Raw genomic sequence first — 15,407 nt, forward strand, 5'->3', positions numbered from 1 at the left:
CTGGAAATTGACGCAAGAGGCATCGAATCGGTCATGACTTCCTTTGCATCGCAAAATCAGCTGCGCGAATTCCTCACGAAGACGACGGCGTCCAAAACGATCGAAGAAATGATGCCCGGTGCTTCTGGGCCGGAAAGCGCGGGGGCGGCTGAAACTCTGACCCGCACCACACTTCAGAAGCTGGACCGTGGCGAAATGCTCGATCCCCGTGAACGCTACCATCTTGAAGCGGTCATCTTGCCGGCGAAGCGACCCGCCATTGACATTGTGGGCGGCGACTTCAGCACACGACACCCCGATTGGCTGCATCTGAACAAGCCGGAACTCCGCGACCGACTGAAGGCGAAGTTCCCCGGCATCGGCCGGATTGAACTGCCAAATCACCCCACGCTGCCTTATGGCGGCACCGGCTTCGTGGTCGGACCCCGACTGCTCATGACCAACCGGCATGTCGCGGAGACATTCGCGGAGGGCCTCGGGACGTCGGGTCTGAATTTCATTCAGGGGCTCGAAGCAGGCATCGATTTCCTGAAGGAGCGCGGTCTCCCAGCGACGGCCTATCTGCAGGTGTTGCGGGTTGCTATGATCCACCCCCATTGGGACATGGCCCTCCTTGAGGTCGAAGGTCTACCCGCGATCCGCCAGCATCTGCGTCTCTCAACCCTCGATCCCGGCGCGATGACGGGCAAGGAAGTCGCCGTGATCGGCTATCCGACCTTCGACATTCGCAACCCCGCCGACATCCAGAACGATGTGTTCGCGGGGGTCTACGGCATCAAGCGCCTTCAACCCGGAAAGATACGCGAGATCGCAGCCGTCGACACCTACTACAACCGCGTCGTCGACGCTGCCCTCCATGACAGTTCCACGCTCGGCGGCAATTCGGGGTCGTGCGTGCTCGATCTTGAGACCGGCGATGTGCTCGGTCTCCACTTCGGTGGGCGTTACGCCGTCGCAAACTATTGCGTTCCCGCGGGCGCCCTGGCCGCCGACGGGCGCGTCATCGACACGGGCGTGACCTTCGCAGGCCCGGTCACGCGCAGGGCGACCGCATGGGACGACGCCTGGCGCCAAGTGTCCACCGGCTCGGCTCGGCCCGAGCCCGTCGACATCACGACTGGGCCTATCGCCGCGGACGCATCCCCATCATCTGGCTCAGGAGGACGTGCAATGGCCGCGAATGGCGAAGAAACGCGCATCACCATACCGCTCGAAATCACGGTCCGCCTCGGCCAGGCGCAACTCGGTGCCGCGTCCGTGACCACGCAACAATCCAACGCTACCGCGACGGTTATCGTCGAGCGCGCCGTCGAGCCGGTGCACGAGACCGACTATTCGACACGCAAAGGCTATAATCCGACATTCCTTGGGGTCTCCGTCCCCATGCCGAAGCCGCGACGCCCGAACGAACTGGTCCGCATGGCGGATGGCAGCCACGAAATCTCCTACCATCACTTCTCAGTGGTTATGCACAAGGCGCGACGGCTGGCCCTTTTCGCGGCGGCAAATGTCAGCGCCGATCCCGCCAGGAAGAGGCCGGGCAATCGGCCACAAGCGGACTATGGCCGCAAGGGCCTCGGCGGCATGGGCAAGGACGATAGCGAGAAATGGTTCGGCGATGGGCGAATCCTCGACACCGAGCAATTGCCGGACAAGTTCTACAACAAGGACCGCAAGGCCTTCGACAAGGGTCATATCGTGCGGCGGGAGGACGTCGCCTGGGGCGACACCTACGCCGAGATGCAGAACGCCAATGGCGACACGTTTCATGTCACCAACTGCTCCCCGCAGACAGCCCGTTTCAATCGGCCCGACGAGGAGGGCGACAATTGGGGCGCGCTTGAGAACCTGGTGCTGAAGAGCGCGCGAACCGAGAACCTGGCGGTCTTCGGCGGACCTGTTCTCGCCGGGGACGATCCGATCTTTCGCGGCGTCGACACGGAGGGCGAGATCGCGATCAAGATCCCTCGAAAGTTCTGGAAGCTGATTGTCGCCAGCACCGAGGGCCGGCTGCAGAGCTACGGCTTCACACTGGAACAGGACCTGTCGGGCGTCGACACCGAGTTGGTGGTGCCCGACAAGTGGGTCAAGTACATGCGCCCGATCGCCGAAATCGAGCAACTCGCAGGCGTCGATTTCGCCCGCAAGATCCGTGATGCGGACCAGTTCACCACCGCCGAGGGCGCCGGCATCATGGCGTCGGCCGGGGTCGCCGCCGGGCTGGCGGCCGGCGAAGGTCCGGCCGCGCCGCCTCCGCCGGCCGGCGCCGACATCGCCGATATTGTGGCCTTCTGGGGCGACGTGCAGAAAAGCCAAAAGCCCTCCGCCGACGATATTCGGCTCGTCGTCACCCTGTCGACCCCGATGACCGACAGCACTATTCGCGCTGAGGTCAGCCGAGCGCTCAACCTCGATGTCGAGGTCGGGCCGCTGTTCGATGCCGATCCTCAGCTCGACCGTTTCCGTCTCATCACCATCCCAGGCGTGGTCGCCACTGATCGCTCGGACCTGTTCGACGTCGCTCGCCACCTCAACCATCTGCTCGGCAGCGAAACGGTGGAGCCGGACCTGTCGACCAACTATTTCGCCGTCGGCGCGGCGCCGCCGGCGGACGGCACCGCCGAGAGCGCGAATTTTGCCTTCTGGTGTTGGGTGGACGAGAAGGACGACGCTCCGCTGGACCCGGACTGGGCAATCAACAAGACCAATGTTCGCCAGGCCTGGGCATTCTCGCAGGCGCAGGGGCGCCCGCGCGGCGGCAAGGGCATCCTCGTGTTCCAGCCGGACACCGGTGTGGTGCCAACCCACACGGAAATGCCCACGAAAGTCGACAAGGACAAGCGCTCGGCCAATTTCATCGAGCCCGGCAAACCGCCCGTCGATCCGATGAAGGGCTCTGGCAACATTGGCCACGGCACCTCGACTGGCAGCGTGGTTGCCAGTCCCGAGGCTGGCGCGATGAGCGGCAGCGCGCCGGAGGCCACCCTGATACCGATCCGCGCCATCACCTCCGTCGTCGTTATCGACCAGAGCCGCGTGGCCCAGGCGATCAACCATGCCAGGCTGCAGGGCGCGCATGTGATCACCATGAGCCTGGGCGGGCTTTTTGGTTCGGCATTGCAAGCCGCGGTCCGTAAGGCGGTGGACGCCAACATCATCGTCCTCGCAGCAGCCGGCAACTGCGTCGGGACGGTCGTCTGGCCGGCGCGCTATGACGAGGTCGTGGCGGTTGGCGGCATCAATGAGAAGATGCTGCCCTGGAAAGGCTCGAGCCACGGCCAGGCCGTGGATATCTCCGGCCCAGCAGAACTTGTGCTGCGCGCTGACGCGCGCGATCCGACCAATGCCGGCAAGGTGGGCGGCGGCGAGGGAACATCGTACGCGGTCGCTCACCTGGCTGGCGTCGCCGCGTGCTGGCTTGCCCACCATGGGCGCAACCAGCTTGTTCAGAACCTCAGGCCCGGAACGAAGTTGCAGTCTGTGTTCAAGGCGACAGTGCAACGAAGCGCCCACGTACCACCCGGCTTCGACACGGACGAGTATGGGGCAGGGATCGTCAACGCCGAAGCGCTGCTGCGCCGCGCGCCCGACTTCGCGGGGGCACCCGAAGCGGCCGGTGCTCGCTCGACGACGGATCAGGTGCGGGATCTGCTGGCGGAGACCGGAGCCTTCAGCCAGCTCGAGGCGGTGGCCCCGCTGTTTAGCGACAATCAGGGCTTGCTGGAGCTTGCCTGCATGGGGCTCGACCGTGCCCGCATGGCGCGTGCCCGCGAGGGCAGTCTGGAAGCCATGCCACCGGCGCGGATCTCCAGGGGCTTGCGGACACAATTGGGGCCGTCTCTGACACGCACCACCGCCACGGGAGGGCGGCCATGAGCGATATCGACACGCTGCGGCTTGAGCATACAGCGAGCCGCGTACACAAGATCCTTGGGCGCGCCCCGGGCCAGCTTGAGGCAGGCGGTGTGGCGAAACCGATGGGTAGTCTCGAAAGCACTGGCGCGGAGTCGGGTGGCGCGTCCAGCGGCGGTCCCGCTGACCGCGACGTCCTAGCCATCGCCAGGCGACTGATGGCCTCGCGTGTCCAGGAAGGCCGACCTATCGGCCCCGCGGAGGCGGAAGGGATCGCCCGTACCATCGTCGCCAGCGCCAACCGGGCGCTTCTGAAACTCGACGTAGCGTCCAACGGAGCACTCAACCAAGCCGAGGCGATCGCTCTGGAGGCGGTGGTCCATGTGCGCGGCCGCCCTGCGGTCAGGGTGCTGTCGGAGGGGTTGGAGGACATTGGCGTCTACCCGGAGGCCGGTCTGTGGAAACTGCTCGCCGATGAGCACTTCAAGAACCTTTGGACGGTCACGTCGGCAACCGCTGCAGTGCGGGTCACCGACCGGCTCATTGCCAACCGGCCTCCCTGGGTCCAGGGAACGGCATTCCTGATCGGCCCTGATCTGGCACTGACCAACCGCCACGTCCTGTTCCCGCCTGACGGTGGCGTACGCATCGCGCGGCGTTTCCCTGGCACGAACAAGGCCCGCATGAAGGGTGACTACGAGGTGCTGCTCGACTTCGCCTTCGACAACGGTGCGGCAAGGCAGATCCTCTACCGGATAATGGACGTGCCGTTTGTGGCCTCCGATTCCGATCCTGTCGACGCCGCGCTGCTGCGCGTCGAATGTGTGCATGGCGCCGGCCCGTCTCCCCTTGCCGTATCACGCGCCGATGTGTTCGACATCGACCGACTATATATCGTCGGCCACCCCGGCTATCTGGAGAGCGTGCCCGACGACATCATGGCGGTATTCGGCCGCCCGGACGAGCGTAAGCGCGTGAGTTTCGGCGAGTTGATGGACCCGGTAGCCCCGGAACAGACGCACATCGTCCACGACGCCTCCACGGTCGGCGGCTATTCGGGGGCCGCCGTCGTCGGCTTTGCCGCGCCGGACGTCCGCGCGCTGCACTACTGGGGAGACTCCAAGTCCGGCAACCGCGCCATCCCGGCGGATGACATCGTGAACCACCCCGAACTGGGCAATCTGCTGCCGCGGCCATGAAAAGCCAGCGTCTTGCCCCGAGACTGCGAACATGAAGCTGACGCCAGCAGAACTGGACGTCTTTGCCACTGCGTGCGCGCGTGACGTCGCGCCGAGCCGTCTTGAACGGGAAGTGCGCGCCTTCGAGATTGTTCCCGACTACGAGGCGTTCGTGAAGGAGAAGTCCGCCGGGCAGGCTGACCCCGTGCTTGCCCTGTTTCGGGCGCTCCTTCATGAATTCAACGAAAGGGGACTTGCGTGCGATCTCGCCGAGAGGCTCTTCTTCGAAATCTCATGGTCGGGGGATCACCAGGAAAGGATAGCGGCATTGGCGCGATCGGTTCGAATGCCGGCCGCGCCGCCAAACGCCCTCCAGGCGCTGCTGAAAAAGCGCAGCCATTTCATCACCGACCGAGGACTTTCAGAGCTGTTTACCAAGGTCCGCCCACGGGTGGCCATTGTGGTGGGAACATTCCTCAACGCCCAAGGTCAAGCTGTCTCGACAAGCGGGACCGCCTTTCTCGTGGGTCCCGACCTGATCTTGACGGCTCTACACACCTTCGACCCACTGCTTTCATCAGGTCGGTCCGCCCAGGTGCCTCAATCGTTTAAGGTCGTTTTCGACTATTGGGCGGGTGATCCGATTCAGGGCACGGCCGACCTCGCCAATCTCCATGGCGTGCGCGTGGTTGGATTGCACCCAACCAACTGGTTGGTTGCACAAAGCTCGCCCGTTCCATGGGCGGGCACCGTGGCGGCGCTGAACGACGAAGAGCTCGCGCAGCTGGCAACCGATCTTGATTTCGGGCTTATCAGGCTGGACGAAGCTGTTGGAAACCTTCCCGTCAGCGGCGGCTTCAGGGCGCGACGTGGCTGGTTCGCCGTGGACATGCCTGCGCCGCCGGCCTACGCAGTCGAGAGCCAGGTCGTCATGCCGCAGCATCCGCAAGGCATGTCAATGCAGCACGCATTCGGCAGGATACTCGGCAACTGGGATCCCAACACCCGTGTGATCTATGAGTTGGAAACTGACGAGGGCTCTTCTGGCGCCCCCTGTCTCAACAGCCGGATGGAACTGATCGGCATCCACAGCGCTGCATACAGGCCTGCAGGGGTACTCAAGGGAAATCTGGCCGTCCGCATCGATGCAATCCATCCGAAAGTCCTCACACATCTTCCGATCAACTCCGTGCAGCGAGCGGCAAAATCGATCTGGCGCGTGACACGGCCCGGAAGTGCCTTGGTCCCGGTGCTGGGCAGGGATAAGCTTCAGACGTGGCTCGACAACGCGACAAGTCCATCGCCCCAGACAAGGAGCCGCAGCAACAGGGTTTATGTCGCCGATGCGCCACAGAAGGGTGCCGGAAAGTCGTTCACGGCGGACATCGTGAGGACCTTTCTGGCGGCCGATGGAACGCAGAATATTATCGTGTTGGGCGGCGACACCGAGCTCATTCCCGAAACTCTGGAGGACTTCGTGCTCGCGCTCGCAGCCGGATTCGGGATGTCGAAGGAAGACCTTGGCGCCTTCCCACCAAGGCCCAGCGTTGACTTGCCAAAAGACGCCAAGGACGGGGACAAGGTCGATCGCTGGGAATCCCAGGAGATGCCGGAGTGGTTTTCCAAGCGGCTCGCCGCGCACCGCACGACCACGGTCAACACGACCGAAGTCTTGAAACGAATTGTTCAGGACAACATCGCGCTCGGGCGTCCCAACACACAAGAGGATCTCGCCATCGCAAACGCGAATCCGCCGGTGATGGTGTCGTCCGTGAAATGGGCGAAAACTTGGATACTGTTGGACGACCTCGACCAGCGTCCGCTGTCATCTCAGGTCCGCAAGTTCACAGCCGGCCTTATCGGCGCCGACATTGATGAGGGTGCGGTGACGGACGTGCGCGCCGAGCTGCAGTGGTTATTCCTAGGAGCCGTTCCAGAGTTCCTGACCTCGCAAGACATGTCCGTCGAGACGTTTTCTCCGGCCGACGTGCAAGTCCAGCATATCTCGGCCACATTTCAGGCAGCTTTTGACGAGGCCGGCATCCTGCAGGATCCGCTCGCCCTTGCATCGGGCGTACTGCTGCTGGTGCCCGGCGTTCTGCAGGGCGAACACGCAAAGGGCAATCTTGACCACACGCCGTTGAGCGTTTGTCAGCAGATTCTGGCAAATCTCATTGCCGGCGCCTACCAGAGCAGCGGGCACAAGCTATGAAAAGCCTCTCCGCCGACTATCTGACCAATCTCCTCGCAAGGTCGGACATTCGCGACCAGTTGGAGAAAGCGGTCGGAAAGACTGCTCTGGAGACGATCGTTCGGTTCGACGCGGCGTGGACGGGCCCCAACCTACCATCGTTCGAGCCGGCACGACCAGGCTCGGACGTGTCGGAGTTCGGAGCGCAGAAAGGCGGTCCCGACTTGCCGGCGCTTGAGGCAGCGGGCCTGTCCACGCCTGCCGATGCCGCGACACCCCCGCTTGATATTTCTGGGGCGTTGCTGCGCGCGGCCATCAGCTACAATTACCACCTCGACGCACTAAACCCTGACGTCAGGACGCGAGCATGGCTGCTTCGCCAGTCGGTTCTTGTTTCTGCTTCGGGCGCCAAACACCTGCGTCTTTTGAATGCCGAGCGACAGCGATTGCTGAATTCGGTCGACGCGACACTCGCGCTGCCTAGCTTGCTTGGTGAGTACGAGGCCGACGACCGCGCCATGCTGTCGACCCCGAACGCCGAGCTCGAGAAACTCGCCGACACGTATCTGCGCGAATTCCTCCGCGGACGCAGCGTCTCGGATGCGCTCTTGGCCAATCACCGCCGTGCGATCACGGCCGCCCGCGAAGAACTCGAGGGCGTCATGAACATCTCGCCCTCCGTCCCCTCGCTGGCGGAATGCCGGCGACGTGCCGGCCTGGCGGAAATCCTGATCCCGCTCGGCATTCTGATCGGAGTAGATCCGGCCAAGGCGCCAAAGAGCGTGGGAGACCGGTTCGTCGGGCGGGCCGAGGAACTGCTCATTTTACGCAGCGTTGTCGATGAGCTGGCTTCGCACTCCGTCCTGGAATCGGCCAGCCGCGGCTTTCATCGCGTAATCCGCAGCAAGCCGAGGCTGCTTTCTCTTGTCGCGCGCGGCGGCCTAGGCAAGACGGCGCTGGTGGCGAAGTTCCTCTACGATCATGCGACGCTTTCCCGGCAGCAATTTCCGTTCGCGTATCTCGACTTCGACCGCTCGGATGTCCAGCCTCGCGGCCCCGGCTTGATGCTGCTGGAAATCTGCCGTCAACTGTCCTTCCAGTATCCGAACGCTGAGCAGGCTCTCCATCAATTGAGCGAACAAATGCGGCAGTCGCTCATGGGCCGGGCGACCGGCGACCTCAGGCAATGGTGCAAGACGTTTCGCAGCATCATCAGAACTGCGCTCAGGTTGAATGGCGCCGCGACGTTCCTGCTGGTGCTCGACACGCTGGAGATAGTGGAGTCCGACCTGGCAGCGACGGAGGGCGTCGTCATCTTGCTGCGTACCCTGGGCGCCGATTCCGAGGATCCATTTCTCGAATTCTGCGTTGTTGCCGCGGGAAGGTCTGGTGTCGACCAGCTTTCGGTCGGCGATGCGTTTGAGGTCACCCCGCTGAAGCTACAACCGCTCTCAGTAGACGACGCGCGGGGCATGGTCGAGCAGTTGGGCAAAGACCTGCTCCCCAATGAATGGGTTGAAAGCTGGTCGCGGCGGATTGCGGGGCGCAAGAAGGACCCCGACAGCCGCCGGGAGCCGCTCAGCCTGCGAGTAGCGGTCGAGATGGTGCGCGACACGAAGCCCGACATGCGAGCGACCGTCGTCGACGACATCGTCCGGCTGGGCGAAAGCGCCGACGACAAGTTCGTCGCCGCACTCTATGAGCGGCGCATCCTGGACCATGTCCGCGACGAACGCGCCCGCAAGCTTGCATGGCCCGGGCTGGTTGCGCGCAACGTCACGCGCCACATGGCGCGGGAGGTGCTGGCGCCGGTCTGCGGACTTGATGCGTCGGAAGCTGAGGTGGCTTTTGATCTCTTGTCCCGGGAGACATGGCTCGTCGAAGGACAGCCCGGCGGTGACAGCATTCGTCACCGCAGGGAACTCAGGGCGCGCACGCTCCCGCTGATGCGCCGCCGCGATCCGGAGAGGTTCAACCGGGTAGTCGAGGCGCTGATTGTTTACTACGCCGACCGGGACCCCGTCGAGCACGTATACTATGTCCTGCTGCGGGGCGACAAAGAGGAAATCTACTCGGATCGGAGCCTTCACGGTTACCTCCCCGAGTTCGTGGTCGACATCCAGGATTTCGAAACCGGTTCTCCAGCCTGGAATCTGATTCAAGCGAAGTTTGGCAAACGATCACTCGAATTCGACCATATGAGTCAGCTCCCGGATGATCTCTTGTGGGAGCATCTCGGTCGCACCGGCAGCGGTCTGCGCGGCATAAACGACCGCAGGATCGAGCCGCGTGTACAGCTTCTGGCCGAGCGCGACAGGCCGGCCTCGTCCGACGATGTTGGACAGCAGAGTGCTTGGCAGGCAATCCAGATCAAATGCGGATTCTGGTCGCGCCTCGACCCGGCCGCTCTGGTGATCCCCTCGGCCCAGTTCGATCTCACCCAATTCGCATTCTACGTAGCCCAGCTCTCGCTTGCCGGCGAACGCCCGCCAGCGTATTGGACCCAACGCTATCCTGCGTTGATCGATTCGCTGTACAGCAGCCGCGGCAACGACAACTGGCATGCGCTGACGCAGTCGTTGATCACCGCAGGACTCTACGACCCCACGCTTTTCGCCCACATCGAATGGCGCCTCGGCGATTCGCTCGCCGGCGCTTCCGGCCAGGGCCGTATGCGGGAATGCTCGCTACGATTCCTGCTGCAGGTCGGTTTCGAAACCCAAGGCACTGCACTGACGATCTGGGCAAAGGCGGAAAAGGATCGCATACTGGGCGGAATCTCATTTGCCGAATATGCCATTCTCGTCCACTGGGCGGGCGGCAGCGGTTCGCGCGGACGCGGAGCCTCCGACAAATTCCGCGCTCTTGCAACCGAGCATAGAGACGCTATCGAGCGCGGCTCGATGGCGGAGGTTCCAAGGCAGATACTCAAGGAGCGCGACGTCATCGCTGAGGCGACAACCCTTTTGAGCGCGATCGCGACCTGGGGTGACCGCAGCCGAATTCAGCGTTTCGCGCGACAGTACTGTTCCGTCAGGCAGCCTGAGTGGATCGTGCCGTTCGCCTATTTGCTCAACGCCTGCTTGCCCCAAACTTGGCAACAGGTGGTAGGGCAGGAGGTTTCATCAGATCGATACGACCCCGGGCGCCAGGGGTTCTTCGGCCAGATCACGTCGACGCTACGGCGCTCACGGATACCTGCGGACCTGATCGAATACTTGATGCTTGCTGATCGTGCGGGCGACTTTGATACTGTAGTTCGGCGCCTGTGCGAGTTGATCGATGCCAATCGAAATGTTGACATCCAGAGTTTGGACAAGATCCGACGGCAGGCACGCACGAAAATGGTAAATGTCGAGATGGTCGTTCCCGGGCATACTCGCAACGGGTGACAATGGCCCGATGCCCGAACAAATGTGGCGTTCGCGGTCTCAAGAACCGGCTGCGCATGATCCCGCCTCCGTCCATCGGCCCGGGCCGGCTCGGGCGCTTCCTGTGCCGACCAGGCGTTCCACCGGCGTTACGCTGTCAGCCCGAGAAGCGCCTGCGTTTCAGGGATGACATCTACACTTCTACGCAAGCGCCTGGGACAGGTCGTCGTGTTCGAACGCCGACGCCATGCGGTTGACTTCGGCCTTGCCGATGCCGGCTTCAGCAGCGACGCCGCGCCAGTTCTCGACGGCTTCACCTCGCCAAGCGGCTGATGAGCCAGACCTTCGCGATTTTCGAGATCTTCGCCATTGCCGGCGTGCTCTACCTCGTGATCAATCTGCTGCTGATCGCGATCATCCGCGCCATAGAGCGCTCTCTCATGCGCCACGAGACCTCCTCTGGCCGAGATCTGGCGGCGGCGCAACCAAATCGATCGACCGTGGGTTCGTGGCGCCCCTGCTAAGATAGAGCGATCCGAAGACAAACTTGTCCGCTCAAGCACACACTCGAACTGAATTTCGCTGTCGGGGACGTCCGCTTTCAGGCGGCGGCTACGAGGCCCTGGACGGCCGAGACGGGGGCGCAAAGCAGTGGTTGGCGAAGTAAAAAGATCGAGAACTGTTCCTGTCGCCATCACGCCACCGCCAGTGCCGGCCGATTGCCCCAATTGGAACGGGCCCTGTATTCGGCCGTACGCTGCTCAGACTTGAATTACTCGTCCGGCTTCTGCAGAACGGGCGACGAGGCATTGGTGGTTTCTTTAAATTTCCGGTGACGCGAAACGACTTCGTCGCACGACAGTGGCTTTTCATCGAACATACGGCGGCATGCCACGGTAGTCGGAGCGCAGGTCCGCAGTCGCATTTCGGACGGCAAGAGGGCAACCTTATCCACCAAGGGCACCACTTGCGTTGTTGGCGATGGCGACGAGCGTCGGCCGCATCCATGCAGGTGCCCGAGTGGCGCCAGCGACAAGTGCTTTCTTGTCGCTCACCGATAGCTGGCGCGCGGCCACCTGGGCAACGTCGTGCGCAAGCATTGGATCCAGGTGACGCAGAGCGTGCACGACGGTGCCAGCGGCGCTGCCCGGGGCGATCAGATGCTTCGGGGAGGCGTGACGCAGATCCACAACAACGCGACGAGAAGGCCATCGGCCAGGTAAGTGCTCCTGGCCGGAACTTGCGTCAGAGGCCAAGCACGCTCGCAGCGCGAGCGCCCGCGATCTGCACCCGCGAGCCGATCTCGCGAGCGAGGGCCTGGGCGACGTTGTCAGGAGAGGGCGAGAGCGGGCCCAACCCAGGCGCGTTATTCCAAACGAGCAGGGACAACTTGCGGGGGTATTGCCGACTTCGACGTTGGATATTGGGGCGTGGGTCCATTTTGCATGTTGCCAACTGAATCACTGAGTGCCCGAGTTGCACGCGGCCAGTGGAATGAGCAAGCGGCGGCGGGTTTATGAATAGGTGGGGGCCGGTATTTTGCCAATGCTCAAATCGATTATAGTTGTGAAGAGCAGTTTCGGCCGTTTACTTGCCGCACAAGTCCCCATAAAAGGAGACAGCATCGATTCGATGTTATCCCTTGTCTTTCGCGTACTCGCGGTCCGTGGCGCCGAGTGGACGATTGAGGACCGCCAGCCCGCTCACTAGCAGGTCTGCACTGGCGGCTTGGGGCCCGTTGGTAAGCCACAGGAGTAGGACAATGTCGAAGGATTCGGGCAAGGGCGAAAATCACGGCGGCGGCCCCGGGAAGATCGAGATCACGGTGGTGGTGAACGGCCAGCCCACACAGGTCGAAGCCAATCCCAACCAGCCGCTTCACGTCGTCCGCACCAAAGCGCTTGAAAATACGCAGAACGTCGCCCAACCGGCCGAGAATTGGGAATTCAAGGACGAGGCCGGCACCTTGCTCGACGTCGACAAAAAAGTTGGCGATTTCGGTTTCGCGACCACTGTGACCCTGTTCCTCAGCCTGAAGGCGGGCGTCGCAGGTGCCTGAACTCCAAACTGTGGACCCGGAGGTGTCCCGAGCGAAGTTCGGTCGGCAGATCGGCTGGTTCCAAACACAAGCAGGTATTTACCGGGCTCAGGGTTGTTTCCTAATCGAGGCGAGCTTCCCGACGGCCTTCTTCATCTTCGTACCGCCGAAGATAAAGCCACAGATCATCGGTGCAGCTGTCGAGATCGACTTCTCCAATTACGACCTCCGACCTCCGTCGGTGGTCTTCGTAGACCCCTTTATACGCCGGCCGATTGCCCGGAAGGATTTGCTGCTCAGGATGCTGAGACGACCGCATCTACCCGGAACCCCACCGGATATGATTTTGGTCCTCATGCAGCAGAACGCTCTGTCGCTGTCGGACTTCATCCAGGCCAACAGTGCGGAACACACGCCATTCCTGTGCATGTCAGGCGTCCGGGAATACCACGACAATCCAGCCCATTCAGGTGATTCATGGCTTCTCCACCGGGGTTCTGGCGAAGGCTGTTTGGCCTTCATCCTGGACAAGATCATCAAGTACGGGACCGGTCCCGTGGAGCAGCTTCAGTATCAGTTCCAAATCTCAGTGGGAGCCATGATAGCACCCCTACCCGCCATTCCAGAATGACCGAGCTCAAGGATGTCGGGACAGTCGCTCTTCCCCGAGACTGTCTTTCAAGTGTCCAGGCGCACCTGCGCTCAGTTGGGCGACAGGGCCATGAGGGGATGGCGCTCTGGGTCGGCGTTCAGCAGGACCAGCACTTTGGCGTAACAGAGACCGTTATACCGGCACAGCGTCACATTCGGACGGGCGACGGCGTTTGCGTGATAGTTCCGGCCGAAGAACTACACCGGCTCAATGTCTGGCTCTACAAGAGCAGCCTTAAACTCTTCGCCCAGATCCATAGCCATCCGGGCCGAGCCTACCATTCGACGACCGACGACGCCCACGCGGTCGCTACGACGGTTGGGTGTCTGTCGCTGGTGGTGCCCAATTTCGCCCGCGAGCCTTTCGATCTTGCTCGGGTCGCCGCCTATCGACTTGACGCGAAGGCGAACTGGAATGAGGTCCCATCCGCGGCACTCAGGCGGATGATCACGATAACGGGTTGAACGATGGCACTCGCTAACTTCATCGACCGCGCCGCCACGGCAGCTTCTCAGGTGCTGGCCGACTTTCATCTATGCGACTTCAAAGCAGCCCTCGAAAAGCAGGTCGTGGCTGTGGCCTTCGACAGCCAAGCCGCTTCGTGTGCCGAGGGCCAGGCGACGCTTGACCTTACGGTCAGGTTGCTTGCCAGACTTTATCCGGTTCTGGCCATACTCCCCCTGGACATGGCCGCGAGCTCTCAAGCCCAAGCGCTCGAGCGCTTGGCAAAGTCGATCAATCCAAAAATCAGCATCCGGCGTTCCGGCAAGTATGCGACGGTCTGTGTAGCTGCAGGCGCGGTGCACCCATCACTTCGGTGCCCAACGTTTTTCATGGGATCGCAGGGTTGGGCGGCAAAGCTGTCGCGTACGGACCCGGTGGGCTCTGGCTCGAGCTTGCTGCCCTATGGAGCCGGCGCCGCAAGCTGCTTTGCCGCCGCCAACGTCTTTCGAACCGTCTTTGCTTCCCAGTTGACCGGCGCCGAGCTGGACGAGAACATCGATCTCTCTTTATGCACCTACAACAAGAGCAACGCCGGCGATTCCAGCCCCTTAAATTTCCCTGTCGACCTTGGCGAAACGCACCTCGTTGGGCTCGGCGCGATAGGCCATGGCTCGCTCTGGGCGCTGGCGAGGCAATCCGGTCTGTCGGGGCGCCTGCATGTAGTTGATCACGAATCTATCGAACTCTCAAACCTGCAGCGCTACGTGTTGGCAGGTCAGGCGGAGGTCGGCCTCTCTAAGGCGGCCCTAGCAACCCACGCCCTTCGGTCCACCGCCCTTGAAGTGGAGGCGCACCCTATGAAGTGGGCAGAATATGTTGCGCGCCGGGGCGATTGGGTATTCGACCGAGTGGGTGTGGCGCTTGACACCGCCGCCGACCGTCTAGCTGTCCAAGGTGCTCTGCCCCGATGGATCGCGAACGCCTGGACTCAGGAGCAAGATCTAGGCATCTCGCGGCATGGTTTCGATGACGGCCAGGCTTGCCTTTGCTGCATGTACATGCCGACCGGGAAATCCAAGGACGAACACCAACTGGTCGCGGAGGAACTCGGAATGCCGGAAGCACACGAGGAGGTAAAAACGCTCCTGCAGACCAATACCGGAGTCCCCAATGAGTTCGTAGCTCGGGTGGCTACGGCGATGGCTGTGCCGTTTGAGCCGCTCGCCGCGTTTGTTGGCCAGCCCCTCCGTTCCTTTTATCAGCAGGTTATCTGCGGCGGCCTGGTGTTCCAGCTTAGCGATGGAAGTCGTCTCCTTCGAACCGTGGTTCCGATGGCCTTTCAATCAGCGCTTGCCGGGATCATGCTTGCCGCAGACCTGGTCAAGCATAGTGCGGGTTTTCCGATGAGTCCGACGACCAGCACTCGCGTGAATCTACTGCGCCCCCTTGGTTCTCACCTCCATGATCCGAAAGCCAAAGATTCCAGCGGCCGCTGCATCTGCAGCGATGAGGATTTCGTTGCCGCCTACAGGCTGAAATACGGCTGTGCCGTTGAACAGCTGAGCAACTGGTCCGCCTGAGAAAGATCTGAAGTCTTCGTTACCGCGGACGGCGCGCTGTCAAGCGCTCACCGACGTTTTCGACCACGATCGAGTGCCTGGAGAGCGCGGGGCGGATACTA

The 15,407-nt window shown here is 62.3% G+C and carries 9 protein-coding genes and 1 pseudogene; 9 read left to right on the top strand and 1 reads right to left on the bottom strand.

What is annotated here, in order from left to right:
• Nucleotides 1-33 precede the first annotated feature (33 nt).
• From X733_RS1000000167145 to X733_RS151910, 5 genes are all read left to right on the top strand, one after another.
• The gene (locus X733_RS1000000167145; protein WP_050588653.1) at nucleotides 34-3,876 is read left to right on the top strand and encodes a DNA/RNA non-specific endonuclease; all 3,843 of its coding nucleotides are present in this window, start codon (nucleotides 34-36) and stop codon (nucleotides 3,874-3,876) included.
• A complete protein-coding gene (locus X733_RS151925) occupies nucleotides 3,873-5,051 on the top strand; it encodes a serine protease (RefSeq protein ID WP_023672411.1) in 1,179 nt (392 codons plus the stop codon). The genes X733_RS1000000167145 and X733_RS151925 overlap by 4 nt, the downstream gene beginning before the upstream one ends.
• Before the next feature lie 31 nt (nucleotides 5,052-5,082).
• Nucleotides 5,083-7,242, top strand: a complete 2,160-nt coding sequence (locus tag X733_RS151920; RefSeq protein WP_023672410.1) for a serine protease — start codon at nucleotides 5,083-5,085, stop codon at nucleotides 7,240-7,242.
• Nucleotides 7,239-10,613 carry an ATP-binding protein gene (locus X733_RS151915; protein ID WP_023818724.1) on the top strand — a complete coding sequence of 1,125 codons (3,375 nt, stop codon included), beginning with the start codon at nucleotides 7,239-7,241 and terminating at the stop codon, nucleotides 10,611-10,613. Before X733_RS151920 ends, X733_RS151915 begins: the two co-directional genes overlap by 4 nt.
• A 311-nt stretch (nucleotides 10,614-10,924) precedes the next feature.
• Nucleotides 10,925-11,116 carry a hypothetical protein gene (locus tag X733_RS151910; protein WP_023672407.1) on the top strand — a complete coding sequence of 64 codons (192 nt, stop codon included), beginning with the start codon at nucleotides 10,925-10,927 and terminating at the stop codon, nucleotides 11,114-11,116.
• 423 nt (nucleotides 11,117-11,539) lie between these two features.
• Here the strand turns inward: X733_RS151910 and X733_RS1000000170775 are convergent.
• Nucleotides 11,540-11,954 (bottom strand): annotated as a pseudogene (locus X733_RS1000000170775) (DUF6088 family protein); the annotation flags it as partial.
• Between the two features lie 400 nt (nucleotides 11,955-12,354).
• Here X733_RS1000000170775 and X733_RS151905 point away from each other — a divergent pair.
• From X733_RS151905 to X733_RS151890, 4 genes are all read left to right on the top strand, one after another.
• The gene (locus tag X733_RS151905) at nucleotides 12,355-12,651 is read left to right on the top strand and encodes a DUF2604 domain-containing protein (RefSeq protein ID WP_023672403.1); all 297 of its coding nucleotides are present in this window, start codon (nucleotides 12,355-12,357) and stop codon (nucleotides 12,649-12,651) included.
• The gene (locus X733_RS151900; protein ID WP_023746214.1) at nucleotides 12,644-13,261 is read left to right on the top strand and encodes a putative metal-binding protein; all 618 of its coding nucleotides are present in this window, start codon (nucleotides 12,644-12,646) and stop codon (nucleotides 13,259-13,261) included. Before X733_RS151905 ends, X733_RS151900 begins: the two co-directional genes overlap by 8 nt.
• A gap of 98 nt (nucleotides 13,262-13,359) precedes the next feature.
• Nucleotides 13,360-13,746 carry a hypothetical protein gene (locus X733_RS151895; protein ID WP_245274421.1) on the top strand — a complete coding sequence of 129 codons (387 nt, stop codon included), beginning with the start codon at nucleotides 13,360-13,362 and terminating at the stop codon, nucleotides 13,744-13,746.
• Nucleotides 13,747-13,749: 3 nt separating this feature from the next.
• Nucleotides 13,750-15,306, top strand: coding sequence for an E2 ligase fold family C protein (locus X733_RS151890; RefSeq protein WP_023818726.1), 1,557 nt, complete (start codon nucleotides 13,750-13,752; stop codon nucleotides 15,304-15,306).
• The last annotated feature ends 101 nt before the right edge of the window (nucleotides 15,307-15,407 follow it).

The sequence above is a fragment of the Mesorhizobium sp. L2C066B000 genome (genome assembly GCF_000502335.1).
In the GTDB taxonomy this organism is placed as follows: Bacteria; Pseudomonadota; Alphaproteobacteria; order Rhizobiales; family Rhizobiaceae; genus Mesorhizobium.